The following is a 24,356-nucleotide window of genomic DNA, read 5'->3' as shown; positions in this document are numbered from 1 at the left end:
AATTGAAAGGAGGCTGATGTACCGTGGAGCAAGCCCAAGTTTATGAAAATGTCGACCTGCAGATTATTAAGTTACTGTTTAACAGCGATAGCAGCGATTATAAAGTTTATGCCGTGCGAATTTTAAATCCGAATCCTAAGCTGAAAATGACGCTGACGCAGGAAATTACCGTGACCGGCGACATGGGCTATTACAATCGCCGGGCCATTATTACGGCTGACTTGGTTTATGATGACGCAGATTCATTGCGCTACCGCAAACCTTCCTATAAGGTGGCGCGGCTGCATTTTGGCTTGCCCAAAGAACCGCGACGACAGTGGCAATTGATCGACACGCTGTTGGTCCATCAGCCCACGGTTTTGCGCCGGCTGCACGATTATTTTGCGGATGACGCGCCGATTTTGACAATTTTTTCAAAAGATGACATTAAGACGGCGAAAATTCCCGGCGTTGGGCCGGCGACGATTCAAAAAATTGCTACTGCCATTCGCGGCAAGCTTGAAGTCGCGGTGTTAGCGAACCACTGGGGTAAAGCGCTCAGCTCCATGACTTACGAAAAGATTTGGTTAGCCTATAAAGATGCCGAGTTGGCCATGCAACACGTGGATGCCAATCCGTATGTTTTGATGCAGGTGGCGCAACTCGATTTCAAGAAGGTCGACGCCTTTGCGAAAAGTCGGGGAGTGGCGCCAAATGATCCGCACCGACTCGCGGCCGGGTTGCAATATATTTTCCGTACGGCAGTGCTGACGCAAGGGCTGACTTACATTACGATTACTTGGTTCAAAGAGCAGGCGGCCACACTACTGGGCGTTAGCACGGATGACTTAACGATGTTCGCTGACCCTAAGCAAGCGTTGGCGTATGGCTTTTTGCTGAATGAGCAATATGATCTGGTCACCAGCTGCGACATGTTCGCGACAGAAGGCTCGGTGGCCAGAATCATGGCCGTAGCGCAAAAAACGGCCGAACCCTTGATTAAGCCGACTGAACTGGATGAAAAATTGGATAAGTTTTTGGATCGCCACCAGCTGGTCATCAACGATCAGCAGCGAGCCGCTTTTCAAAACGTTAACCAACATGGGCTAAGCGTGCTCAATGGCAGTGCCGGCACCGGGAAAACGTGGTTGACGAACTTGCTGGTGCACTTTTTCAATGCGCAAGCTAAAGGGAAAAGTGTGCTGCTGGCGCCAACTGGTCGTGCGGCAAAGGTGCTGGCGCGCTATACCCATGAACCAGCTGCCACGATTCACGCGTATCTGCATCTTTTACCGGGCGAAGAACTCGATCGGTTTGATTCTGAAGCTGATTGGGAAACGTTTGGCGATGCGCGGTTGATTATTGTGGATGAGAGTTCGATGCTGACGACGCCGCTTGCGTATACGGTGTTGAAAAATGTGAACTTCAAGAAGGCACACGTTCTGTTTGTGGGTGATGTGTTTCAGTTGCCGCCGATTGGTCCGGGAAACTTTTTGAAGGATTGTCTGGCAGACGATCATGTTGCGGCGACAACGCTGACGCGGGTTTATCGGCAAGACAGCCAGTCAGGCGTTTTGGCACTGGCTAACCGCATTCGTGATCGGTTGGCGTTGCCTTTTGGGCCGGATGATGATCGCTATGTCAGCGGTAATGTGGCGCTGTACAATCAGCGTGATGCAGGGCGGGTTTTTGATGCCGGCATTAAGGCGTATCAAGAGGCGCTTGCAAAGCATGGGCACCAGCCGGATTCGCAGTTGCTGATTGTCAACAAAAACATCGGCGCGACCGGGCGTTTGCGGTTTAATGCGGAACTGCAGGCGCTAGTTAACCCTGCCAAGCCAGGCGAGCCCGAGTACGTCAGCAGCTACGTCGATCCGGTGACCAATCAAAAACACTACCTGCGCCTCAATGATCGGGTGATGATTCTGAAAAATGACAAACATGTGGCCTTGGTTGATCCGAAAACCTGGGAACGCCGCGCTGTGTTAGGTGAAAATGGCCTCCAGAAAACCGATGAATTCGGAACAAAGCGCTGGCGTGAGACGATCATGGCCAATGGCGATACGGGTGTTGTGGCTCATATCGATCCCAAGCGGCATTTTCTGGTGGTTCAGGTCGGCGATCAATATTGCTATTACAGTTTTGGCAGTGTGCCGCGTGCCTTGACGCTGGCGTATGCCATTACGGTGCACAAAGCGCAAGGCGGCCAGGCTGATACGGTGATTGCGATCGTCAACGGTGCGGATCGCATGCTAAATGCGCAGAGCTTTTATACGGCGTTAACCCGGACCCAGTCGCAGTTCATTTTCTTTGGTGATTTCCGGGTCTTATTGGCGCGCACCAAAATATACCCGATTGACTCGCGCCACGACCTGCTCGGCAGTCTGCTTTCCGGGCAGTTAACGGTGGACACGTTCAGTCGCTTCACGTTCGAACAGATCCTGGCCTGGCTGGATCACCAGCGGCACCAAGGCATTCAGCCCCGCGCCGCCGTCACCGCCGCCAAACCAGAAGCAGCCACTCAACCATTTGCGGTGCGGTATGCCGAGCAGTTGGATATTCTCAATCAGGTTGTTCGGGAAGTTACTAAGTTGCCGATGAAAAAGGCGACTGGGGAGTAGTGATACTAATTTAAGATGTACTGTGCCAAACTCCGCAATCTACGGCCAGAGGGGGATGGAACGCTGTGGGCACGACTTTGAACCCGCAAAAACCGCGGTTTCAAAGCTCGGCCTTGTTGTAGGCGGGGCAAAGACCGCCCCACCAACAACAATTCCACGGCTGATCCCCATCTGGCCTCCGATTGCTTCGCCTTGGCACTGGGAATGTAATCGCATCTCCCAAGAATGTAAATGATGCAAGTAAGGACTGCCGCATATTGCCAAATTATCCGACAATATACGGCAGTCCTTTAGTTTTCCAGTACGTTTCTGCACGCCATCAACCTACTTCGCCACAAAGACCAATTCCGTTTCCGTCGATCGCTCAGGGTCAAACCGATAAGTTGGCGAATCAAACCGCGTCAGTTCAGCAACGGTCGAAACTTGATGCATCGCCGCATAGCGGACCATTTCGCCGCGCGCGATTTTGGCATAAGTGGCGCGGGTTTTGAGCTTGCCGTTAACTAGGTGGGCAAAGCGGACGTCGATGAAGGTGTCGTTTGGCTGTAAATAAGGGCGGATGGTTTTGGCGTATTCATCGGAGGCTAAGTTAATGACCGGGCCGGGGATGGCTGCCAGTGCTTGATACAATCGCCCACCCCAGAAATCGTATAAATGATGGTAAGGCGGCATGACCAAGCGCGTTTGCATTTCCAGACGGTAAGGAACAATGCCATCGAATGGTCGCAGAATGCCATACAAGCCAGACAAAATGCGCAGGTGTTGCTGAATGTAGGCCAAACCCGCATCGTCTAACAAATCAGGCGCCATGTATTGGTATTGAATGCCAACGTAGCTGAAAATGGCCGGTGACTGCTGGCGCGTGACGTCACTTGTCTGCAACTGCTGATAGGCCTCCTGCGTCAGGCGGTCACTGGTCTGCCACAGCGCCTGCATTTCCGTCTGGGAAAGTTGTTGCATCCGCTTAAGCAATGCCGCCGCCTGATCGCGGAACTGCGGCTGGCTTTGAACCGGAAAATCGTCTTGGGCGATCACCATTTTCTTGGCCGGTGCAATGATGAACTTCATAGAGAAAACCAAACTTTCTAAGTAGGATGAGCCATTTTTAAAAAAATGGCAGTGCTGACACTACTAAAACGGCAACTTAGCGATATCGCCATTCGCTTGCGTCGTTGTTTGCGGCAGATGGCTGACGGCCTGCAATGTCATCAAGGTTGCGGAAAAGTCACCATGCGCCAGCGGCAAGGTCACGCCGGCAAAGTTCAACTCCGCACCGGTTGCGGTCTTTTTGTCGTTAATCTGATACGACATGGTCGGACGCAGATAGTGCAGCAGGACATGCTGATAGTGGGGAATCGGCGCAATGACTCCGGCTGACGTCAGGACGATCGCCTTGGTTTTCGCCTCGTCGGTGATGAGCCAGCAGACCTGATCCTGATTCGGATGGCTGGGATGGAGGCGATAAAGGCTGCCGTTTTGCAATTCGGCGCGGTTGGCTTTGTAAAAGGCAAAGCTGGCCTTGACCGCTGCGGCTTCGGCAGGACTGAGTTGGCTCGGCGGACATTCAATGCCGGTCACGCCGACCAGACTCAGCAGCGCCCGCGTTCGAAGCGGCGTCACCCGTGAATCCTGCAGATTAGGCGACATCGTAAAGTGGGAGACGAACGTTTTAAGCGGGAAGAATAACGAAAAACCATTCATAATCTTCATGCGATAAACCGGATCGGTGAAATCGCTGGTCCACGTCTGATCGGTGTACGCCAGCATCCCACCGTCCAATCGGCCACCACCGGAAGAACAATTTTCGATGATGAGCTTAGGAAAAGTGTCACGTAATGTTTTCAACACGCGATACAAGCCACGCGTGTACCGGTAACCCACTTCACCTTGTTGATCCGGGGGCAAAACCGGGCTGCCGGGCTGACTGAAGTGGCGATTGTAATCCCATTTTAGATAGTCGATGTGATTCGTGCGGACCAAGTCAGTCAACACGGCAATCAAATGATCCTGCACGATGCGCTGGCTGAGGTCCAATACCAATTGATTACGCGACCGCAACGGCTTTTGCCCGACATATTGCATGGCCCAATCTGGGTGTGCCGCGTACAGTTCGCTATTTTCGCTGATCATTTCCGGCTCAACCCATAAGCCGAACGCCAGTCCCCGCGCGTGCAAGGCATCGGCAACTGGCCGCAAGCCGCGCGGGAACTTCACCGGATCCGGCACCCAATCGCCGAGCTGACCAGCATCGTTGGGGCGATTTTTAAACCAGCCGTCATCCACCACGATCAGTTCGACGCCCAGCGCTTCCGCTTTCGGAATCTCCGCCAGCACCTTGGCTTCGCTCACGTCAAAATAAGTCGATTCCCACGTATTATATTCAATCAGATTCCGCCGCGGCACCGGCATGACGTGATTGGCGAAGAACTGATGGAAAATATGACTCAGATCATTCAGCCCCTTAGTCGTGTAAGCGACCGCAGCCTCGGGCGTAACAAACGGCTTGCCGGGCTTAAGCTGCCAGGAAAAGAGTTCCGGATTCAACCCCATCACCAATCGACTATTACCAAACTGATCCACCTGTGCCGTGTAATTAAAATTGCCGCTCCACAAAAGGGTGACGCCCAGCGCCTCGCCGGCAAAATCGTCGGTCGCGGGGGCTGCCAGAATCGTCGCCGGCACGCCTTGTGGGCCACTCGCGCCATAATTGCTGGCAATTGATTTTTTGCCGGGCGTCAGCGGCTGACGGGTCACACTGGCTTCACTCAGATGCGCCCCGGTCAAGGTAATGAGGTCATAGGCATGATCGTCAAAATCAAGCTGAAGACTGGCTGCATGGGTAATCGTCAGGGTGTTATCACTCAAATTGCGGTAAGCCACTTGCTTAAGCAATACCGGCAGATCGCCAACAATCGTGTACTTAAGGTGAACCGCCAACGTATCGGTCTCATCATGCATGGTAATAATCAGCGTCTGTCCATGCGGCGTCCGCGCAGTCGGCAGCGTGCCGTTGAAGTTTTCATTACCAGCCAAAATCTGAAAATCGTGAAACTTAAGATTACCGATCAACTGGCCATGAGCATTTCGCACGGCATAAGCAGGCGTGCGATAATCGCCACCCATCAGCGTACTATATTCAAGCGGCAGGGTGGTCAGCGAAAACGGCGCGGCATCATTTTGAATGTTAAACGCATGGCTGAAATCTTCCAGCTTCGCCGTTCCGGAAAACTGCTCCAGCGCCGGACCGCAATAACGCTTCACAAGGTACCCGCGAATCACCTGAATAATGTAACTAAAAGTCGCGTTATGCAGATGAAAAAGCTGGCGTTGCGGATCATATTCAATATTTGCCATGGTGCGCCTCCTGGAAAATCTCTGGTTTTAATCTATTATAAGCAAACGGCCGGTGATTTGCTCGGTCTACATGTTAGGTGGGGACATGTTCAACTATTCGAAGAAGGGTTACTTTCAATAAACTAAGGCGGACCTGTTTGAAAAAGAAAGATCAGCTACACAGTCCATTGGAACTTAAATAAGCCAGTGCCAAAGCGGAGCAATCGTAGGCCAGATGGGGCTCAGTTGTGGAAACAACACAGCGACGGTCTTTGTCGCTGATGTTGTTAGGCGACTTTGAGACAGCGGTTTTCTGGCTCAAAGCGCCGTCTCCACTCTAGCTTCGCGAGCTTCGCGTCGCCACCCCAGCTGGCCGGAGATTGCGGAGTTTGGCACGACAAAGAACACAAGCCTAAAAACGCCTTCGTCAAAGTCAAACATTTTGCTTATAAAAATTATAAACAATAACTACTATAATCTTTGACCCGCCATCTGGCACTCCCGTAGAATTTTAATTGTAGTTAAGCACTAATAACGACATTATAAAATTTTTGAAGGGAGTGCATAGTATGAATGCATTTATTGGTTGGCTGAACCGGCATATCGTCCCGGTCGCAGCAAAGATTGGATCGATTCGCTGGTTAGTCGCATTACGTGACGCGTTTATCGCGATCATGCCGGCGATGATGGCCGGCGCGGTATCCACCGTCTTGAACGTTTTGATTCGGGACATCCCGACCCAGTTCAAGTGGATGGGTATCGTCAACAGCATGCAATGGCTCATCGGCATCAACGCCATGGTGTGGACCGGAACCCTAGCCATTTTAGGCCTGCTCTTCGCCTTTACGTTCGGTTACCACCTAGCCGTTCAGTACCAAGTGGAACCGGTGACCGGCGGGATTGTTGTGCTCGGCACGTTCATCATGAGCCTGCCGCAAAACTTCACCTTAGCGTTAAAAGGCACACTCGGTAAGGGCGCGACTAAACTCATCACCGATGCCGGTGGCGTTGTAGACGGCAAAAACGTCAGCATGTGGGGCTTCTTCAACTTCAACAAGTTCTTCGGCTCCTATGGCTTCTTCACCGTCATGATCATGGGCGCCCTTGCCATGACCCTCTACATCTGGTTAATGAAGAAAAACGTCACGATTCGCATGCCAGAATCGGTGCCGCCAGCCATCGCCAAGGCATTCACCGGGATCATTCCCGCCACCGCCGCGCTATACCTGGCCGGCATCGTGAATTACCTGTTCAGCGTCAACAAGACCACCGTCATCGAGTTCATCGCCACGATTGTTCAGGAACCACTTTTGAACATGTCCCAAGGCTTCTGGGCGGTGTTACTGATGACGCTGCTGGTACAGATTTTCTGGTTCTTCGGTCTCCACGGCACCAACGTCTTGGGCCCGGTTTTGGACTCGATCTGGTTAACCGCCCAAATCGCCAATATGAATGCATTCATGAAAGGCGAAGCACTACCGTTTGTTTGGACCCGTAACGCCTTCGATCTGTATGCATGGATCGGTGGGGCCGGCAGTACTTTACTGTTACTGATCGCCATCCTCATGTTCTCCAAGCGTGACGACCAGCGTACCGTGGCGAAGCTCTCAATTGCGCCTGGCTGCTTTAACGTCAACGAACCGGTGATGTTCGGACTGCCAATTGTGCTCGATCCGATTTACTTCATTCCATTCATCGCGGCACCGGTTGTGATGGTCTCGATCGCGTACGGCGCACACATGCTAGGCTGGGTATCGCCAGTCAAGAACCAAATCGTGTGGTCTATGCCGCCATTTGTCAACTCGATCATCGCCACCATGGATTGGCGCGCACCGATTCTGCAAGCCGTGAACATGGTCATCGGCTTCCTGATTTATGTACCATTCGTCAAGGCGGCCAATAAGCTGGATCCGGAACTGCACATGACCGAACCGCCAGTAGAAAAAACCAAAGAAGCAACCGATGACGATCGCAACCTAGAAGGTGATGCGATTTGAAAACCGCAACCACCGCGCTAATTCTAATTAACATTAGTATGGCAATCATCGTTTTCAGCGCGTTGATGCCGACACCATGGCGCATTGCCGGCTGTCTTCTAGGCGTCATCGCCACCATTTTCTGCACCCGCTGGTACGTCGGTCTTGTCAAAGCAAAATAAACCAACGCAGTCACGATCGGGGTTGATCCACCACGCCGCATCGTGCCAAAGGAGGCCAGTATGAAGATTATTATGAATTTACCCGTGGCACCGAACGTCTTTTTCAATCAATTGCAACAATCTGCCTTAGCCGATATTCGCCAGCACACCGGGCGCGAACCGCTGCCTAAAAGTCTGCGCGGGTTCAGTTACGCCAAAAATTGGCCGAATGGACGCACGGCGCTGCTGACCATCACCGAGTTCGAACCTAACTCAGTCTATGCGTATGAATTGGCAACGCCACGGGATGATTTTAAAGTCCGCTATCAATTAACCCTACTGGAAAACGGTAAAAGTCGGCTCGTCTATGAAGAGTCACTTGTCGCCAAAAGTGCGCGTGGTGCCGCCAACAATCGTGCCAGCGGTTTTTTGCTCGGGTGGTTCCGTAAACGGCGCTTTAAAAAAATGGCCCGCCAGATGTGTGCTACCTGAGGGTCTAAACAGACACTGTAGGAATGAAGCGTGATCTTTTGCGCCATAATCGCTGAAAGATCACGCGCAACAAACGCTAAAAGGAGGAACTATGGGCAAACTTGGCATCAGCCTCTATCCGGAACAAACAACGGTCGCGCAGGCAACTGCCTATTTGGAAGCTGCCCGGCAATTCGGTTACCGCCGGCTTTTCACGTCACTGCTACAACTGTCAGGAGACCACGGTCGCGATCAGCTTGCGGTTTTCAAAGCCGTGGTGGCCAAGGCCAATCAACTTGGTTTTCAAACCATTGTCGATATTGCGCCGCCGCTGTTTAAAGAACTGGGCATTGACTATTATGACCTGAGTTTCTTCCATGACTTAGGCGTTTGGGGCCTGCGTCTTGATGAAGGCTTCACCGGTCAGGAAGAAGCCTTGATGACGCATAACCAATATGGTCTGAAAATCGAACTCAACATGAGTGCCGGGACGAATGCAATCGATGCGATCATGTCCTTTGGTCCGCGGCGGTCGAACTTACTAGGTTGTCACAACTTTTATCCGCAAGAATACACTGGCTTAGGCGATGAACGGATGGTGGCTTATTCCCAGAAGTTTCGGCAGTATGGACTCCGAACAGCGGCTTTTATCAGTGCGCCGAGTGCGGATCACGGGCCGTGGCCGGTCAGCGAAGGCTTGCCGACATTGGAAAGCGATCGTCACCGTTCGATTGCAAGTCAAGTACATCATCTGCGTTTAACCGAGGTGATTGATGACGTCCTCATTGGCAATGCACTGGCAAGTGAGGCTGATTTAAAAGCAGCCGCATTGGCATTCTTTTGTCCTTATCCGACATTGTGGATGACCACTGAGCCGGCGCTTGCGGATCTCGAAGCCAAAATTGCATTCAGTGAAGCTCACCTGTATCGCGGCGATGCGTCTGATTACCTGATTCGCGATACCCAACCGCGCGTACGTTACGCCGGACAACCGTTGCCGGCACATGATGCCACCGGAATCTTGCACCGCGGGGATGTCGTGGTGGTCAATGAAACTTACAAGCGTTACGCAGGCGAGTTGCAAATCGTGTTGCGTGATCTGCCCAACGATGGGCGCCGCAATAAAATCGGCCAACTGACCGATGAAGATCTGGCGTTGTTGTCATTGTTAAAGCCATGGCGGACGTTTATGCTAAAACGCGTTGCCAACTAGCAACTTATTCAAGATTAATCCGAGGGGAAATTAAAGTTATGCATGAAGTAAACGAAGAAACGATTATGGGCTTGATTATGGCCGGTGGTAACGCTAAAAGTGAGGCCTTTGAAGCCATTCAGACAGCGAAAACCGGCAACTTCAGCGAAGCGGATCACCATTTAAAATTGGCTGATGAAGCATTGGTGACGGCTCACAATGTGCAGACTGAGTTGTTGACAGCCGAGGCAAGCGGCGAGCATGCGACGATTTCGTTGCTGATGGTGCATGCGCAGGATCACTTAATGAATGCAATCACGTTTCGCGATTTAGCTGGCGAAGTCGTGGCAGTGTATCAGCGCTTGGCGGAAGTAACCGTGGTGACTGATTAACAATAGTGGTACGTGAAGTATCATTCATGTCCAGGAAGATAGCGCGTTAGGCATGTTTAAACCTTAGTGCCAAACCGCCGGAGATTGCGGAGTTTGGTACGGCACAAAGGTCATTGCCTACACTTTACAAAATTTGAATCGAAATTCAGCAAAAGGCTGGGGCAATGCGAACCTGAGAACTCATCAGGCGCGTTGTTCCAGTCTTTTTAAATTAACGTGTGGGACACGATAACTCGATTGCTAGTCAGAAAAGGAATTAACCCATTACTTTTCGTAACTTCCCAACTGCAATTGGCAAAGTAAGGTATGGCTTGCTTTTATCCAGATCACTTGCCACGGTCTTGGGCAGAATGACATCACTTTGCACGCCGTTGACATAGATAACCGTGTTGTCGAGGTTGAGCACATCTCGGCCATAACGCTTACGCAATTGGTCGCGCAGCGCGGATACGACGACGCGCTGTTGGTAAATGTAAAAGCCATTGTCATCAGCTTCGGGGTATTTGCTGCCGACCAGTTTCAGCTTATCCGGTGCATTGTCGAGCGGCACAAAGACCTTGCCGGAAACTTGCTCGGCTTCTTCTTCGTCAACCACGCCGTCATGATTCTTGTCCTGGGCGCTAGTGGCCGGCACTACCGGCGCATCCGATCCGGTACTTTCCAATACTGCCATATGGTTCATATCCGCTGGCGTATTGAACATCTCGATTCGGATTTGCAAAGCGTCATCATCGGTGACCTCAAAATTTGCAAATCCGTGCGCTTGGCGGCCAATGCAATCCGAGTTAAGTGCCCGCAACGTTGCCCGATATCGTTTACGCATAAACCCGCCTCCATTTATTTTGAGCTATTTTAGGGAACCCTAACTCACTTCTAATGTTAGTCCTTTCAGCCAAAAAATCAAGGCAGTGAAACATCGAGAAACAGTGATATATCAATGTGGAACAGGGAGAATACGGAAGATCTTCTGACAAAGATGAGATTATCGAAAAACAAACGAATAACCTACCAAATAAGTTAGTGAACGTTAACATCCAACATCCCAAGTGTTTTCACGTGGTTCGATCGGAACAACCTGCTATACTCATCGTAATTTAAAAACGGGCGAGAGAAAATAACGGATTTAATGGGGAAAAGAGGTCATCATCTTGGCAAAAATTAAAGTGATGACAGTCTTCGGGACCCGGCCGGAAGCAATCAAAATGGCGCCGGTCGTTCTGGGGCTTAAACAGCGGCATGACGAGTTTGATGAGGTTACTGTGGTCACTGGCCAGCATCGCGGCATGTTGGATCAGGTGTTGACGATTTTCCATATTCAGCCGCGCTACGACTTAAACATTATGAAATCGCAACAGACACTGGCAGACATTACAAGTAGTGTTTTGTTAAAGCTTGGACAGATCATCGCCAGAGAACAGCCGGATATCGTGCTAGTTCATGGCGATACGACCACGACATTTGCGGCTAGCATTTCGGCCTTTTATCAACAAACCAAAGTCGGTCACGTCGAAGCGGGGCTGCGTACTTGGAACAAGTACAGCCCGTATCCGGAAGAAATGAATCGGCAGTTAACTGATGTTTTAAGCGATCTTTATTTTGCGCCGACAGCTCAGAGCCGCGCCAATCTGTTGCAGGAACATCATCCCGACAAGCAGATCTTTGTGACTGGCAACACGGCGATTGATGCACTCGATCAAACGGTTCAGGATAATTATCATCACGAGGTTTTGGACTTAATCGATCCCAACAAGAAAATGATTCTGGTCACGATGCATCGTCGCGAAAATCAAGGCGAACCAATGCGCCGCGTCTTCAAAGTGATGCGGGATGTTGTTGAAAGTCATCCAGATATCGAGATCATCTACCCAGTGCATTTAAATCCAGTGGTTCAGGAGGCGGCTGATTCGATTTTAGGGCATCACCAACGGATTCATCTGATTGAACCGCTGGACGTGGTCGACTTCCATAACTTAGCCGCGCGCAGCTATTTCATCATGACCGATTCCGGTGGAGTGCAGGAAGAAGCACCTTCATTGGGCAAACCGGTTTTGGTGTTACGCGACACTACCGAGCGGCCGGAGGGGGTTCAGGCTGGGACCCTGAAGTTGGTCGGCACCGATCCGCAGACGGTTAACACGGCGATGCTGCAGTTGCTGGATGACCAGACTGAATATCAACGCATGGCTAATGCCAAGAATCCATATGGCGATGGCCATGCATCGCAGCGAATTTTAGATGCGATTTTGTATGCATTCGGGAAACAGCAGGCGCGACCAGCACCATTTAAATGATTATCATTTTATATCATTGAATTGGTCACAACCGATCATTGCTTATAGTTGCATAAGCATTGTACGATAAAAACGGCATAAGGCTAGGCTGAATCTGGCTTTAAGCTAAGTGGCGTATGTCACAATAACGCGGTATGACCAAGGGGTTTGCTTACTGGCTTAGCGGGAAAACTTAATCACAAAATAACAATTTGCCATTTTGTAAGCGTTTTCGGTGTTGCATTTAGCGCCACTGGTGTATAGTTAAATTGGAATCATTGTAATATGGGAGGTGCATTATGAGAGTCGTTATTTTCTCCGCCTGTATCGTGGATCTTTTCTTTCCCAATGTTGGGGCGGCGATGACCGAAGTGCTTGAGCGGTTTGGGTGTGAAACGTTTATGCCGGTCAAACAGATTTGTTGCGGTCAGCCAACCTATAACTCTGGCTATGTGAAAGCCAGTCAAAAGGTATTCCGCAACGAAATCGATGCGTTGTTGTCGGTGGACGCCGATTATATTGTCGGGCCAGCCGGTTCTTGCGTGAACATGTTGCGGGAATACCGGATTTTGCTGAAGGATGATCCCGAATATGCGGAAAAAGCCAAGGAAGTCGCGGACAAAACGTACGAGTTTTCCCAATTTCTATATCGCGTGCTGAATGTCATCGATGCCGGAGCCGAATTGGACGCCAAGGCTACCTATCACCGTTCCTGTCACATGACGCGGTTGCTCGGTGAGCGCACGGCGCCGTTTAAGCTGCTGGATCATGTGAAGGATTTGCAGATGGAACCGTTGCCGCACATCGAAAACTGTTGCGGCTTTGGCGGGATGTTCTCTGCTAAGGAGCCGGAAATCTCCAAACAAATGGTCGATGAAAAAGTTGACGATGTGTTGAGCACCGGCGCACAGGTTCTGATTTCAGCCGATCCGTCTTGCCTGATGAACATTGCCGGCCGTTTTTCCCGGCGAAATGAAAAGATCAAGATCATGCATATCGCGGAAGTTTTGAACCACAATGTTAATCCGGAGCGGATCAAGTTCCATGAGCCGCTTGGGGTCGAACAGGAGGTGCGCCCATGACTATTTCAACCAGTGACAAGCCGTTCTTGGAGCGGGTTAAGGAATCAGAACAAGACAAATTCATGCAAGCCAGTGTCGCCAAGTCCCAGGATGCCCAGTGGGACAAGCGGGAAGCTTCGCGTAAGGAGCTCGGCAACTGGCCGCAATGGCGGGATCTAGGCGAACAGATTCGCCAACATGTTATTAAGTACTTACCGGATTATCTGGAAGAATTTAGCGATAACATCGAAAAGCGTGGCGGTCACGTTTATTTTGCCAAAACCGACAAAGAAGCGGCTGAGTACATTACAAACCTCGCCAAGGAAAAGCAGGCACATAAAATTGTGAAGTCCAAGTCGATGGTCACCACGGAGATCAACCTGGATAAGGAATTATTGAAGATTCCCGGCACCCAGTTGATGGAAACCGATTTGGCGGAATTTATTTTGCAAGAAGACGATTGGGCGGAGCCAACGCACATTGTCTTTCCAGCGTTAGCTAAAAACCGCGATCAAGTCAAAGAAATCTTTGACAAACTCGGTTATGAAGGCGACAACGATCCGGAACATCTGGCGCGGTTTGCCCGGGAATACCTGCGCCGTTACTTCTTACAGGCAGACTTCGGGATTACCGGCTGTAATTTTGCGATCGCCGATTCCGGGCTGATTAATTTGGTCACCAATGAAGGTAACGCCGATCTGACCATGGCCATTCCGAAGACACAGGTGGTTGTGATGGGGATGGAACGGATTGTGCCGAGCCTGAAAGAAGCCGAGACGCTGGACAATATGCTGTCGCGGTCAGCGGTTGGCCAGAAGCTGACCAGTTACTGCTCCTTCTCCGGCAAGCAAGTTGAAGGCGAAGCAGACGGTCCCGAAGACTTTCACGTAGTCATTGTCGACAACGGCCGCAGCAATGCGCTCGGCACCCCGTTTGAACCGGTGCTGCAGTGTATCCGTTGCGGGGCCTGCCTCAATGTCTGCCCGGTTTATCGTCACATCGGCGGACACGGCTACGGCTCGATTTACCCCGGACCGATCGGCGCGGTGCTGTCCCCAGTGCTAGACGGCTATGAAAAGTTCGGCGACTTGCCGTTTGCCTCCAGCCTTTGTGCTGCCTGCACCGAAACCTGCCCTGTCCGCATTCCATTGCATCATCTGCTGATCAAGCATCGCGAAGTCATGATGGACAAGCTGAAGACGGATCATAGTTTTAGCGACAAAATTATGAAAATGGTCGGTGTCGGCACCAGTGCACCGGTTCTGTTCAACATGGCACTTGATATGGATCATGCGATGATGGGCGTTTTATCTACCAAAGACCAAGGCAGCGTTGAAAATGAATACAATAGCGGCCGGATCAAACAAACCGGCATGATGCCGAAGCTGGCGCGCGGTTGGACCGATGTGCGTGACTTGCCACGGCCGCCGAAGAAGAACGAGAACTTCCGCCACTGGTTCAAACAACACAAAGCAGCATTGGAGGCGCAAAAACATGATTGATCACAGTAATCGCGAAGACTTTTTAAATGCTATTGCCGAAAAAGCCGGTCGCCCGCGCCACCAGCTACAGGATCATCCGTTTGAACCGCTGAATGACCTGCCGGAAACCACGTTGTCTGGCCATTCGCAAGACGAGTTGGAAGCGATCGCCAAGAAAAATAGCGAAGCCGTGCATGTGACCTTTTCCACGACGGACAAGGCGGGGCTGGCCGATGCGTTGAATGCCTACATCGAACATGACGCGCCGAAAACGCTGATTCTGCCGACAACGGATCAGTATGAGGATTTTGGCCTCCGTGACTGGACGGAAACCGTTGCGCCGAAGCCGATGTATTGGGCGCCGGGAAAGGGCCGCGACTTCAACTTGAAGCAGGCGGCTACGGCTGATGTTGCGATTGGCTTTGCGGATTATCTATTGGCCGAATCCGGCACCATCACCATCGCAACAACGCCGGGGCAGGGCCGCGGGTTCCACTTTTTGCCAACGCATTATCTCGCCATTGTTAAGAAAAGCAACATTTTGCCGCGGTCACGGCAGGCGATGGATCGTTACGATGCCGCTATCAAAGCGGGTGAGCTGCAAACCAGCAATATTAACTTCATCACCGGGCCATCAAACTCGGGCGATATTGAAATGACGTTGGTTGTTGGGGTGCACGGGCCGCTGGATATGACTTATTTGGTGGTTGAAGATATGTAGCAGGTAGCTCGTTAATGCAAGATGCCTGAATGAAACGGTCTTAGGGACAGCAGTTGCCTCTGTGGCCGTTTTTTGGTGCGCCGGGGTTTAGGCCACTTTTCGCGGTCAAGCGACCGTTCATACAGATATGGTATACTTGCTGATGAAATGATTTGTACCGGTGCTTAGTGAACGCTTAGGTTGTAAACGTGTTCACACATTTTGCCAGCGCCGGTTTGCTCATAATGAAGGAGATAGCAGAATGACAGAAGCAATCGATTTGAAGGCCGGAATGGTCTTTGTTAAGGACGGCAAGTTGATTAAGGTTTTGGAATCGAATCATCATAAGCCAGGCAAGGGTAATACCGTGATGCAGATGAAGCTGTATGATGTGCGTTCCGGTGCCAACGTGACCACGACGATGCGGCCGAGTGAAAAGGTCGAAATTGCGATCATGGATCGTAAAAAGGCCACTTATCTGTATACGCAAGACGACACCGCTTATTTCATGGACAGTGATACCTATGAACAGTATGAGGTCCCAACTGCCAGCATCGCGCGCGAGCTTAAGTACATGTTGCCAAATGTGCCGGTCGAAATTGAATTCTATGGCGATGAAGTGATTGGCCTTGAGCTGCCGGGAACGGTTGAGCTTGAAGTCACCGATACGCAGCCAGCGGTTAAAGGCGGCACAGTGGCAGGCGGCGGCAAGCCAGCCACGCTTGAAACTGGCTTGGTCGTTACTGTACCCGACTTTGTTAAGGCTGGGGAAAAGATTTTGGTCACCACTGACACTGGTACTTACAAGGGTCGGGCTCAGAAGTAAATAGATTCAAATAACAAAGTGCGTCCAATCAAAATGGACGCTTTTTTGATGATCTGAAATAGTTGAGTTGCTCGCAAATGGGAAGCGTGGTGCGCATGGCAAAGTCGCCGGGCTGATTAATTGTAGCGATTAAACGATGAGCATAGAATACACTCGAAAGGGTGTGGGGACGATGGAGATGTCGCGGGCGCAACGCGTTAAAATTCTGATTGTTTTAGGGATGATGTCGTTATTGACGGCATTATCCGGATCGAGTACCAATCTGGCCATGCCCAGGATTTCCGAAGACTTGATGATTTCCAGTAGTGCGGCGACCTGGATTGTGTCCATTGGCCTCATTACTACGGCGGTTTTGTTGGTGATGTTCGGGCATATCGGCGATTTAGTCTCCAAAAACCTGGTCTTCCTGATTGGCGAAGTCGTGTTTATCGTTGGCTCGCTGTTGACGGGAATCGCACCGACCTATCTAACCATCATGGCTGGGCGAGTGGTTCAGGCGGTTGGTTCGGCGATGATTATGGCCAACTCGATGGGCATCATTAGCCAATATTTCCCGGATGCGAATCGCGCAGAAGCCCTTGCTGTGATCTCTATGTTCGTGTCGCTGGGATCGATTTCCGGCCCGGCATTCGGCGGCATTCTCATTACTTGGGCGAGTTGGCGCTGGATTTATTTGTTCAATGTGCCGGTGGGTATCTTGATCGTTTTGGCGGGCATGCGTTTGTTGCCATTACGGCGGCCGGCGCATGGTGAGATCAGGCGCGTCTGGCAGCAAGCTAACTGGACCGGACAGAATCTGTTCACCGGTGGGATGATTTTGATGTTCGCTAGTGGTTACTGGCTGCAGCAGCCAAAACAGCTTTGGCTGGGCGCAGGTATTTTGGCAGGCGGCATTCTATTAACGATTCTGGCATTTATTCAGGATCAACGCTCGCGCTCGCCGTGGATTGCGCCAAGCATTATGCACAATCCGGACTATTTAATTTCAGTGAGCGTGTTGTTGATCGTGATGCTGGTCAATTCGGTATCCAACATTCTTCTCCCATTCTACCTGCAGAGTTATGGCGGTATATCAGCGTTCGCCAGCGGCCTGCTGATGATGTTGCAGAGTGACACGATGCTGATGATTACGCCATTTGCCGGTTGGCTGGCCGATCACTGGAATCGCTATTACCTGACGATTCTTGGCTTGTTCGTCCTGATCATTTCGCAAATCGGGTATGCCAGTTATCCCGCCAAAATAAGCATGGCGCCGATCATCTGGCCGATTGTCGCCAACGGTGCGGGGATGGCCTTGTTCCTGTCACCGAATAACGCCTTAACCATGGGCGCCGTGGACAGTAGCCTTTCCGGTGTTGCCGGTTCCATGAACTCACTGGCCCGCACGATCGGGTTGACCATTGGCATCAGCTTCGGCGCTACCTTGCTATTTGCCCAGTTGCCCGGCGTGACCCGCATTTCACCGCAGTCCGGAGAACCATTTTTACACGCGCTAGCTACGGTCTTTTGGTTAGTCACTTTGGTTTCCGTCGTCGGCCTGGTGATTGTGGTGTTCCGGAGTATCCGCAGCCGTAAGCAGACTAAGACACTCACTAATAATAAGTGATTGCTTTGAAAATAATTAGCAAGAACTGAGCAAAAGCCTTGGTTCTTGCTTTTTTAGTTAGCACATGACTAGCAAGTCGTTTGACAGAAGCGAAAATTATTCGAACAAAACAAACAATTTCATGAAAACTGGAATAAATTATGCCAAAAGTGCGTGTTATTTAATATTTGGGTTGCTGCAACTTCCGATATTGCAGCAATTTTTCAATGTCACTCCTTGCCAGTGAAACAAACTTTGCTATTTCTGGATTTAATGCGCTATCTAAAACATTTGTATAACCCTTGTACGATTTGTTATTTGATACCGGGCTTAACCCTTTTACGAGACATTTTCTGACATCGCGGTTTTTTTATTCAAAATTGAGGGTTTACTTATTTACATTAATGAGATTCTAATGTAAGGTAAGTTCAATCATTTTAGGAGGGAACAAGATGAAATTTAGAAAAACAATGGTTGCGGGCACAACAATTGCGCTCGCCGGGGTGTTAGCAGCCTGTGGTTCTAATTCAGCAAGCAGCAATGGCAGTTCCATCACCCGTATGGAAAGCGATGTTATCTCCACAATGGATCCATCGACGAACACTGATGCGATTAGTGGTCAGGCTTTGATCGATACGATGGATGGTTTGTACCGTTATTCTGGCAAGGATTTGAAACCGGCGATTGCTAAGAGTCAACCGACTGTTTCCAAAGACGGCAAGACTTATACTTTCAAATTGCGTAATGCCAAATGGAGTAACGGTGATCCGGTTACGGCGCAAGATTTTGTGTTTGGATGGCGGCGGACAGTCACACCTAAAACAAAGTCAGAATACGCTTATCTCTTTTCTGGCGTGAAGAATGCTGATGACATTACTGCTGGCAAGAAAGCTGCCAGCACTTTGGGTGTCACCGCGGTTAACAAAACAACGTTGAAAGTTACTTTGGATCATGCAATTCCATACTTCAAGACGATGTTGGTTAATCCAGCATTCTTCCCGCAAAATGAGAAGTTTGTTAACAAGGCTGGTAAGAAGTACGGGACGACATCCAAGTATATTCTGTCTAATGGCCCATATGTATTAAAGGACTGGAACGGCACTGGCAATACTTGGAAAGAAACCAAGAACAAGACTTATTGGAATGCCAAGAATGTGCATATTGATACGTTAAACGGCCAAGTTGTCAAGGATCCGCAGACAGCACTGAATCTATATCAGTCAAAGAAGCTTGACATTGCACAGTTGTCTGGAGAGCAAGCAGCTAAAGCAAAGACGATGTCTGATTATAAAGGGTTGAATCAAAGTGCCATCTTCTATTTGGAACTCAACGAAAAGAAGGTTCCGATCTTTAAGAATACCAAGATTCGCCAAGCCGTTTCAGCTGCCATTAACCGGACTGAATATATCAAGAAAGTTTTGAATGACTCCTCAATTGCTGCAAACAACGTGACGCCTGAAGGTCTCTTCACCAAAGGCGGTCAGGACTTCTCAAAGACTGCATCTAAAACTGATGCATCGGCGACGAAGTATGACCCAGCCAAGGCCAAAAAGTTATGGACAGAAGGCTTGAAAGAAACCGGTCAGAGCGCACCAACTCTTGAACTGCTCTCCGATGATACAACGCAAGGTAAGCGGTCTGCTGAATACCTGCAAAGCACGCTTCAGCAGAATTTGCCAGGATTGAAAGTCACCATTGCAAGTGTACCGTTCAAGACTCGTCTATCCCGTGCTCAAAATGGCCAATTCGACATGGTTTACTCAGGCTGGAGTGCTGACTTCCCTGACGCCATTTCCTTCCTCGATCTGTTCACCTCTGATAACTCCTACAATGATGGCAAGTGGTCAAACGCCGAGTACGACGCTTTGATCAAGCAATCTAAGACGACAGATGCCAACAATCCGACTGCTCGTTGGAATACTTTGCTGAAAGCACAAGAAATTCTGACCAAGGAACAAGGCGTTGTGCCACTGTATCAACGCGTTCAGGCAACACTGCAACGTAAGACCATTACCGGTTTGAAGTACAACCCAACGAGTTCTTACGACTTTGTTAATGCAAAGGTTAAGTAACTCGATGCATTGGAACAATCAAAAATAAAGGCTTAACACTTTAATCATTAGTTCTCATGAACGGCGTTGTCACGTGTTTTGCGGCGGGACAACGCCGTTTGAGTAAAAGCCAAAAAAACAGGAGTGAAACATGGCTAAATATATTTTAAAACGGATCGGCTTCCTGCTCCTGACGCTGTTTCTTGTTGCCACCATTACTTTCTTCCTAATGAAGCTACTGCCGGGGACCCCGTTTAATAATCCTAAAATTCCGGCAGATCAACTGGCAATTTTAAAGAAACAGTATGGACTGGATAAGCCGGTTTGGATGCAATATCTCACGTATATGGCAGGGATCACGCATGGTGACTTCGGAATGTCGTATCAGTATCCCGGTCAAACCGTGTCCGGCCTGATCGTTTCGCGAATGGGGCCGTCACTGCAAATCGGCGCGCAAGCCATGGTTGTGGGCACGCTTGCCGGTATCGTGCTCGGTGCGATTGCGGCGATTCGGAAGAATACCTGGGTGGATGCCACCGCGACAATTTTCGCAATTCTCGGTCGGTCCATCCCTAACTTCGTGTTCGCTGCGTTGTTGCAACTGTTTGCTTATAAAACCGGTGCTTTTCCAGTCGCATTATGGGGCGGATTTACGTACAGTATTTTACCGACGATCGCCCTTGCCATCGCGCCACTGGCTCAGACAGCGCGGTTTATGCGGACCGAAATGGTGGATGTGCTAAGTTCAGACTATATCGAACTCGCAAGGTCCAAAGGCGAATCACGCTGGCAGGTCGTTGCTAAGCATGCGCTGCGTAACTCCATGATTCCGATTGTCACCATTATCGGGCCAATGGCGGTTGACTTGATGGTTGGCTCACTGGTTGTCGAGAATATTTTTGCGATTCCCGGCATTGGTGAACAATTCGTTAAGTCAATCACGACCAACGACTATCCGGTGATCATGGCTTTGGCAATTCTTTACAGTGCAATGTTGACCGTCATCATCTTAATCGTTGATATTCTCTACGGCTTCATTGATCCACGAATCCGACTGAGCGGGGAGGCAAACTAATGGCAACAACAAAATTAAGTCCAGACGCATTCAAGCATGTCAAAGTGAATACGGCTGAACAGGAACGCATTGCCAAGCCTGCGCTGACGTTCTCACAAGATGCGATGCGGCGACTGAAGAAGAACAAAGCCGCGCTCATCTCACTTTGGGTCTTGATTATTATTGCGGTCATTTCAATTCTATCTTTGTGGCTGTCACCTTCAAATCCTAACAAGCAGAACCTGAACTATTCCAATTTGCCACCAAAATGGCCAGGCGTGGATTTACCGGGATTAAACGGTTACCTGAATGGCCAGAATAAATACGCAGGCATGGGCAAAAATGTTTACTACCTGCTCGGTACGGATTACCTCGGCCGCGATCTGTTATCCCGGATCATGGTCGGCACCCGCGTTTCGCTGTTCATCGGGATTGTCGCAACCTTCTTCGATCTGACTATCGGGGTTTTCTACGGCATCATCTCCGGATGGCGCGGCGGCATGACCGATACCTTGATGCAGCGTGTCATTGAAATCATCTCCAGTGTGCCAAACTTGGTTGTCGTTATTTTGATGCTACAGGTGTTCAAGCCAGGGATGACGTCCATCATTTTGGCCATTGCGTTGACTGGCTGGGTCACCATGGCGCGCCTGATTCGGGCGCAAACACTACAGTTAAAAGATCAGGAATTTGTCTTGGCAGCCAGAACGCTTGGTGAGTCGAGTGTCAAAATCGCATTTAAACACCTGATTCCGAACCTGAGCTCTATCATCATTATTCAGACCATGTTCACGATTCCAACGGCCATCTTCTTTGAAGCCTTCCTGAGTTACATTGGGATCGGGCTGCCGGCACCAACTGCCAGCCTTGGGACGTTGTTATCCGATGGGCAGAAGAACCTGCAAGTTCTACCATATCAACTACTGTATCCGGCGATTGTCATCGTTGTCCTGATGCTGGCATTCAACTTGCTGGCTGATGGCTTGCGTGATGCGTTTGATCCGCGTAGTGAACACTAGGAGGTGGCAAAATGACTAAAATTCTGGAAGTTAAAGATTTGGAAATCGACTTTGCCACTTATGCCGGTCCGGTGCACGCCATTCGGGATGTCAGTTTTGACCTTAACAAAGGCGAAACGCTGGCAATTGTTGGCGAGTCTGGTTCCGGGAAATCCGTTACCGTACGTACCGTGATGGGCTTGTTGGCCCCCAATGCCAAGATTACCCACGGTGAAGTGCTTTTTGATGGCGTCGATATTCTCAAGAAATCGGAAAAGCAGTTGAATGCCATGCGTGGCAATGATGTTGCCATGATTTTCCAGGATCCGATGACATCGTTGGATCCAACCATGACCATCGGCAAGCAGGTGGCTGAGCCGTTAATGTTGCACAACAAGATTAGCGAATCCGACGCCTTGAAAGAAGCCGAACGGGTGCTGGAACTGGTCGGCATCAAAGACGCAGGTGGCCGATTGAAAGATTACCCGCATCAATTTTCCGGCGGCCAACGCCAACGGATCGTCATTGCGATTGCGATCATCAATCACCCGCAAATCCTGTTAGCCGATGAACCGACAACAGCGCTGGACGTGACGATTCAGGCACAGATCATCCATTTGTTAAAAGAAATCCAATCCAAAATCGATACGTCAATCATTTTCATCACCCACGACCTCGGCGTTGTTGCCGGGATCGCTGATCGCGTGGCGGTTATGTATGCCGGTAAAATCGTGGAATACGGCACCGTTGACGAAATCTTTTATAATGCTCAGCATCCGTATACTTGGGGACTGTTGGAAGCAATGCCGACACTGGAAACGAAGAGTGATCGGCTGTACGCAATCCCTGGCACACCACCGGATTTGCTTGATCCGCCAAAAGGAGACGCGTTTGCCCCGCGTAATCCCTATGCGATGGCCATTGATCTTGAACAGGAACCGCCTTTCTTCAAGATCTCGCCAACCCATTCGGCCGCGACCTGGCTATTAGCGCCGGGTGCGCCGAAAGTGGAGCTGCCACCGGAAATCGCGCGGCGACACGCGTTGTGGGCAAGTAAGCATCCAAACGAAAAGGTGGTGAACTGACATGGCCGCTGATAAGAAAAAAATCCTTGTTTCCGTTAAGCATCTGGTTCAGACTTTTAACGCTGGCAAGAAAGACGAAGTTAAGGCGATTCAGGATATCTCGTTTGATATTTACGAAGGCGAAACCCTTGGCCTTGTTGGCGAATCCGGTTCCGGGAAAACTACAACCGGCCGTGCCATCATCCGTCTTTACGACCCAACGAGTGGCGAGATTCTGTACAACGGTCAGGACATCGCCAAGCTCAAAAATGGTTCCAAGCAGATGCTGGCTTTTCGGCGGGATACGCAGATGATTTTCCAGGATCCATATGCATCGTTGAACCCCCGGATGAAAGTCAAAGACATCATTGCGGAAGGTATCGATATCCACCATCTCGCCAAGGACAAGGCGGATCGCGATCACCAAGTCGAACAGTTGCTGGAAGAAGTTGGCTTGAACGCCGACCATGCGACCCGTTATCCCCATGAATTCTCTGGTGGTCAACGCCAGCGGATCGGCATTGCTCGGGCGCTTGCGGTGCAGCCTAAGTTTATTATTGCGGACGAACCGATCAGTGCGCTGGACGTGTCCATTCAGGCTCAGGTGGTTAACTTGCTGAAGGACATTCAGGATCGCCAAGGGCTGACTTATCTGTTCATTGCCCATGACCTGTCCATGGTGAAGTATATTTCCGATCGCATTGCGGTTATGCACTATGGCCGTCTGGTCGAACTGGCCAGTGCCGACGAAGTTTATTCTCATCCGCTGCATCCATACACGAAGAGCCTGCTGTCAGCCATTCCGGTTCCTGACCCAGATGTCGAACGGAAGCGCGTTCCGATTCCTTACGATGCCAGCAAAGTCGAAGGCGACAACAAGCAACGAAAAATGGTCGAGGTTTATCCCGATCACTACATCTTCGCTGCTGACGATGAAGTGGCCGCGTATAAGGCTGAAGCCGAAGAGGACCATAAGACGCCAGCCGGGACAGCTGCGGACTAACATTGAGGATTCGCTTGCTCCAGTAGCATTTGCGGCAAGTCTTATTAAAGTAGCGTTTGATTTATAAAAGTCGGGAGCACGTAAAAGTGTTGCCGGTTTTTTTGCGTGAGTGCGAATGAAAGCGCTTATACGAAGGAC

Annotated in this window: 20 protein-coding genes; 17 read left to right on the top strand and 3 right to left on the bottom strand. The window is 50.3% G+C overall.

Annotated features, from left to right (window positions below):
* Window positions 1–23 precede the first annotated feature (23 nt).
* The gene (locus GSO_RS09890; protein ID WP_010491662.1) at window positions 24–2,600 is read left to right on the top strand and encodes an ATP-dependent DNA helicase; all 2,577 of its coding nucleotides are present in this window, start codon (window positions 24–26) and stop codon (window positions 2,598–2,600) included.
* A gap of 324 nt (window positions 2,601–2,924) precedes the next feature.
* On the opposite strand, the gene yaaA is transcribed toward GSO_RS09890, so the two are convergent.
* Both yaaA and GSO_RS09880 read right to left on the bottom strand, forming a co-directional pair.
* Window positions 2,925–3,668 carry a peroxide stress protein YaaA gene (gene yaaA / locus GSO_RS09885; protein WP_010491660.1) on the bottom strand — a complete coding sequence of 248 codons (744 nt, stop codon included), beginning with the start codon at window positions 3,666–3,668 and terminating at the stop codon, window positions 2,925–2,927.
* A 63-nt stretch (window positions 3,669–3,731) separates the two neighbouring features.
* Window positions 3,732–5,954: an alpha-galactosidase gene (locus tag GSO_RS09880; RefSeq protein ID WP_010491657.1), complete on the bottom strand. Its 2,223-nt coding sequence runs from the start codon at window positions 5,952–5,954 to the stop codon at window positions 3,732–3,734.
* 548 nt (window positions 5,955–6,502) lie between these two features.
* Here GSO_RS09880 and GSO_RS09875 point away from each other — a divergent pair.
* The 5 genes from GSO_RS09875 (at window position 6,503) to GSO_RS09855 (ending at window position 10,125) form a co-directional block, all read left to right on the top strand.
* Window positions 6,503–7,930, top strand: a complete 1,428-nt coding sequence (locus tag GSO_RS09875; RefSeq protein ID WP_010491655.1) for a PTS sugar transporter subunit IIC — start codon at window positions 6,503–6,505, stop codon at window positions 7,928–7,930.
* The gene (locus tag GSO_RS18195) at window positions 7,927–8,091 is read left to right on the top strand and encodes a hypothetical protein (protein WP_010491652.1); all 165 of its coding nucleotides are present in this window, start codon (window positions 7,927–7,929) and stop codon (window positions 8,089–8,091) included. The genes GSO_RS09875 and GSO_RS18195 overlap by 4 nt, the downstream gene beginning before the upstream one ends.
* Before the next feature lie 60 nt (window positions 8,092–8,151).
* Complete coding sequence (locus tag GSO_RS09865) at window positions 8,152–8,562, top strand: DUF3284 domain-containing protein (protein WP_010491650.1); 411 nt, start codon at window positions 8,152–8,154, stop codon at window positions 8,560–8,562.
* Between the two features lie 91 nt (window positions 8,563–8,653).
* On the top strand, window positions 8,654–9,754 hold the full coding sequence (locus GSO_RS09860; protein ID WP_010491648.1) for a DUF871 domain-containing protein: 1,101 nt from the start codon (window positions 8,654–8,656) through the stop codon (window positions 9,752–9,754).
* Window positions 9,755–9,792: 38 nt separating this feature from the next.
* Complete coding sequence (locus GSO_RS09855) at window positions 9,793–10,125, top strand: PTS lactose/cellobiose transporter subunit IIA (protein WP_010491646.1); 333 nt, start codon at window positions 9,793–9,795, stop codon at window positions 10,123–10,125.
* Window positions 10,126–10,381: 256 nt separating this feature from the next.
* Here the strand turns inward: GSO_RS09855 and GSO_RS09850 are convergent, their stop codons facing one another.
* On the bottom strand, window positions 10,382–10,948 hold the full coding sequence (locus tag GSO_RS09850; protein ID WP_010491644.1) for a hypothetical protein: 567 nt from the start codon (window positions 10,946–10,948) through the stop codon (window positions 10,382–10,384).
* A 325-nt stretch (window positions 10,949–11,273) separates the two neighbouring features.
* On the opposite strand from GSO_RS09850, the gene wecB reads away from it, so the two are divergent.
* The 11 genes from wecB to GSO_RS09795 all read left to right on the top strand — a co-directional run bounded on the left by wecB (window position 11,274) and on the right by GSO_RS09795 (window position 24,218).
* Window positions 11,274–12,416 carry a non-hydrolyzing UDP-N-acetylglucosamine 2-epimerase gene (wecB, locus tag GSO_RS09845; RefSeq protein ID WP_010491642.1) on the top strand — a complete coding sequence of 381 codons (1,143 nt, stop codon included), beginning with the start codon at window positions 11,274–11,276 and terminating at the stop codon, window positions 12,414–12,416.
* A gap of 278 nt (window positions 12,417–12,694) precedes the next feature.
* Window positions 12,695–13,477, top strand: a complete 783-nt coding sequence (locus tag GSO_RS09840) for a (Fe-S)-binding protein (RefSeq protein ID WP_010491640.1) — start codon at window positions 12,695–12,697, stop codon at window positions 13,475–13,477.
* Entirely contained in the window at window positions 13,474–14,958 is a 1,485-nt protein-coding gene (locus GSO_RS09835) for a LutB/LldF family L-lactate oxidation iron-sulfur protein (protein ID WP_010491638.1), read from the top strand. Before GSO_RS09840 ends, GSO_RS09835 begins: the two co-directional genes overlap by 4 nt.
* Window positions 14,951–15,658 carry a LutC/YkgG family protein gene (locus tag GSO_RS09830; protein ID WP_010491636.1) on the top strand — a complete coding sequence of 236 codons (708 nt, stop codon included), beginning with the start codon at window positions 14,951–14,953 and terminating at the stop codon, window positions 15,656–15,658. The genes GSO_RS09835 and GSO_RS09830 overlap by 8 nt, the downstream gene beginning before the upstream one ends.
* Window positions 15,659–15,899: 241 nt before the next feature.
* Complete coding sequence (gene efp / locus GSO_RS09825) at window positions 15,900–16,463, top strand: elongation factor P (RefSeq protein ID WP_010491634.1); 564 nt, start codon at window positions 15,900–15,902, stop codon at window positions 16,461–16,463.
* Between the two features lie 172 nt (window positions 16,464–16,635).
* Window positions 16,636–18,069 (top strand): MFS transporter, encoded by a 1,434-nt coding sequence (locus tag GSO_RS09820; protein ID WP_010491632.1) that lies wholly within the window; start codon window positions 16,636–16,638, stop codon window positions 18,067–18,069.
* Between the two features lie 431 nt (window positions 18,070–18,500).
* Window positions 18,501–20,120 (top strand): peptide ABC transporter substrate-binding protein, encoded by a 1,620-nt coding sequence (locus GSO_RS09815; protein WP_010491630.1) that lies wholly within the window; start codon window positions 18,501–18,503, stop codon window positions 20,118–20,120.
* 130 nt (window positions 20,121–20,250) lie between these two features.
* The gene (opp3b, locus tag GSO_RS09810) at window positions 20,251–21,174 is read left to right on the top strand and encodes an oligopeptide ABC transporter permease (RefSeq protein ID WP_010491629.1); all 924 of its coding nucleotides are present in this window, start codon (window positions 20,251–20,253) and stop codon (window positions 21,172–21,174) included.
* Window positions 21,174–22,172: an ABC transporter permease gene (locus GSO_RS09805; protein ID WP_010491627.1), complete on the top strand. Its 999-nt coding sequence runs from the start codon at window positions 21,174–21,176 to the stop codon at window positions 22,170–22,172. Before opp3b ends, GSO_RS09805 begins: the two co-directional genes overlap by 1 nt.
* A gap of 11 nt (window positions 22,173–22,183) precedes the next feature.
* Window positions 22,184–23,236, top strand: coding sequence for an ABC transporter ATP-binding protein (locus tag GSO_RS09800; RefSeq protein ID WP_010491625.1), 1,053 nt, complete (start codon window positions 22,184–22,186; stop codon window positions 23,234–23,236).
* 1 nt (window position 23,237) lies between these two features.
* Window positions 23,238–24,218, top strand: a complete 981-nt coding sequence (locus GSO_RS09795) for an ABC transporter ATP-binding protein (RefSeq protein ID WP_010491623.1) — start codon at window positions 23,238–23,240, stop codon at window positions 24,216–24,218.
* Window positions 24,219–24,356 lie beyond the last annotated feature (138 nt).

The sequence above is a fragment of the Lacticaseibacillus zeae DSM 20178 = KCTC 3804 genome (genome assembly GCF_000260435.1).
In the GTDB taxonomy this organism is placed as follows: domain Bacteria; phylum Bacillota; class Bacilli; order Lactobacillales; family Lactobacillaceae; genus Lacticaseibacillus; species Lacticaseibacillus zeae.
Note: the sequence above shows the minus strand (reverse complement) of the source record. Positions and strands in the feature narration are given on the sequence as shown.

Bases quoted from the DNA above. Each gene is read 5' to 3' on its own strand.
- yaaA (WP_010491660.1), bottom strand. From the start codon at position 3,668: ATGAAGTTCATCATTGCACCGGCCAAGAAAATGGTGATCGCCCAAGAC.
- GSO_RS09880 (WP_010491657.1), bottom strand. From the start codon at position 5,954: ATGGCAAATATTGAATATGATCCGCAACGCCAGCTTTTTCATCTGCAT.
- GSO_RS09875 (WP_010491655.1), top strand. From the start codon at position 6,503: ATGAATGCATTTATTGGTTGGCTGAACCGGCATATCGTCCCGGTCGCA.
- GSO_RS09865 (WP_010491650.1), top strand. From the start codon at position 8,152: ATGAAGATTATTATGAATTTACCCGTGGCACCGAACGTCTTTTTCAAT.
- GSO_RS09860 (WP_010491648.1), top strand. From the start codon at position 8,654: ATGGGCAAACTTGGCATCAGCCTCTATCCGGAACAAACAACGGTCGCG.
- GSO_RS09855 (WP_010491646.1), top strand. From the start codon at position 9,793: ATGCATGAAGTAAACGAAGAAACGATTATGGGCTTGATTATGGCCGGT.
- GSO_RS09850 (WP_010491644.1), bottom strand. From the start codon at position 10,948: ATGCGTAAACGATATCGGGCAACGTTGCGGGCACTTAACTCGGATTGC.
- GSO_RS09840 (WP_010491640.1), top strand. From the start codon at position 12,695: ATGAGAGTCGTTATTTTCTCCGCCTGTATCGTGGATCTTTTCTTTCCC.
- GSO_RS09835 (WP_010491638.1), top strand. From the start codon at position 13,474: ATGACTATTTCAACCAGTGACAAGCCGTTCTTGGAGCGGGTTAAGGAA.
- GSO_RS09830 (WP_010491636.1), top strand. From the start codon at position 14,951: ATGATTGATCACAGTAATCGCGAAGACTTTTTAAATGCTATTGCCGAA.
- efp (WP_010491634.1), top strand. From the start codon at position 15,900: ATGACAGAAGCAATCGATTTGAAGGCCGGAATGGTCTTTGTTAAGGAC.
- GSO_RS09820 (WP_010491632.1), top strand. From the start codon at position 16,636: ATGGAGATGTCGCGGGCGCAACGCGTTAAAATTCTGATTGTTTTAGGG.
- GSO_RS09815 (WP_010491630.1), top strand. From the start codon at position 18,501: ATGAAATTTAGAAAAACAATGGTTGCGGGCACAACAATTGCGCTCGCC.
- opp3b (WP_010491629.1), top strand. From the start codon at position 20,251: ATGGCTAAATATATTTTAAAACGGATCGGCTTCCTGCTCCTGACGCTG.
- GSO_RS09805 (WP_010491627.1), top strand. From the start codon at position 21,174: ATGGCAACAACAAAATTAAGTCCAGACGCATTCAAGCATGTCAAAGTG.
- GSO_RS09800 (WP_010491625.1), top strand. From the start codon at position 22,184: ATGACTAAAATTCTGGAAGTTAAAGATTTGGAAATCGACTTTGCCACT.
- GSO_RS09795 (WP_010491623.1), top strand. From the start codon at position 23,238: ATGGCCGCTGATAAGAAAAAAATCCTTGTTTCCGTTAAGCATCTGGTT.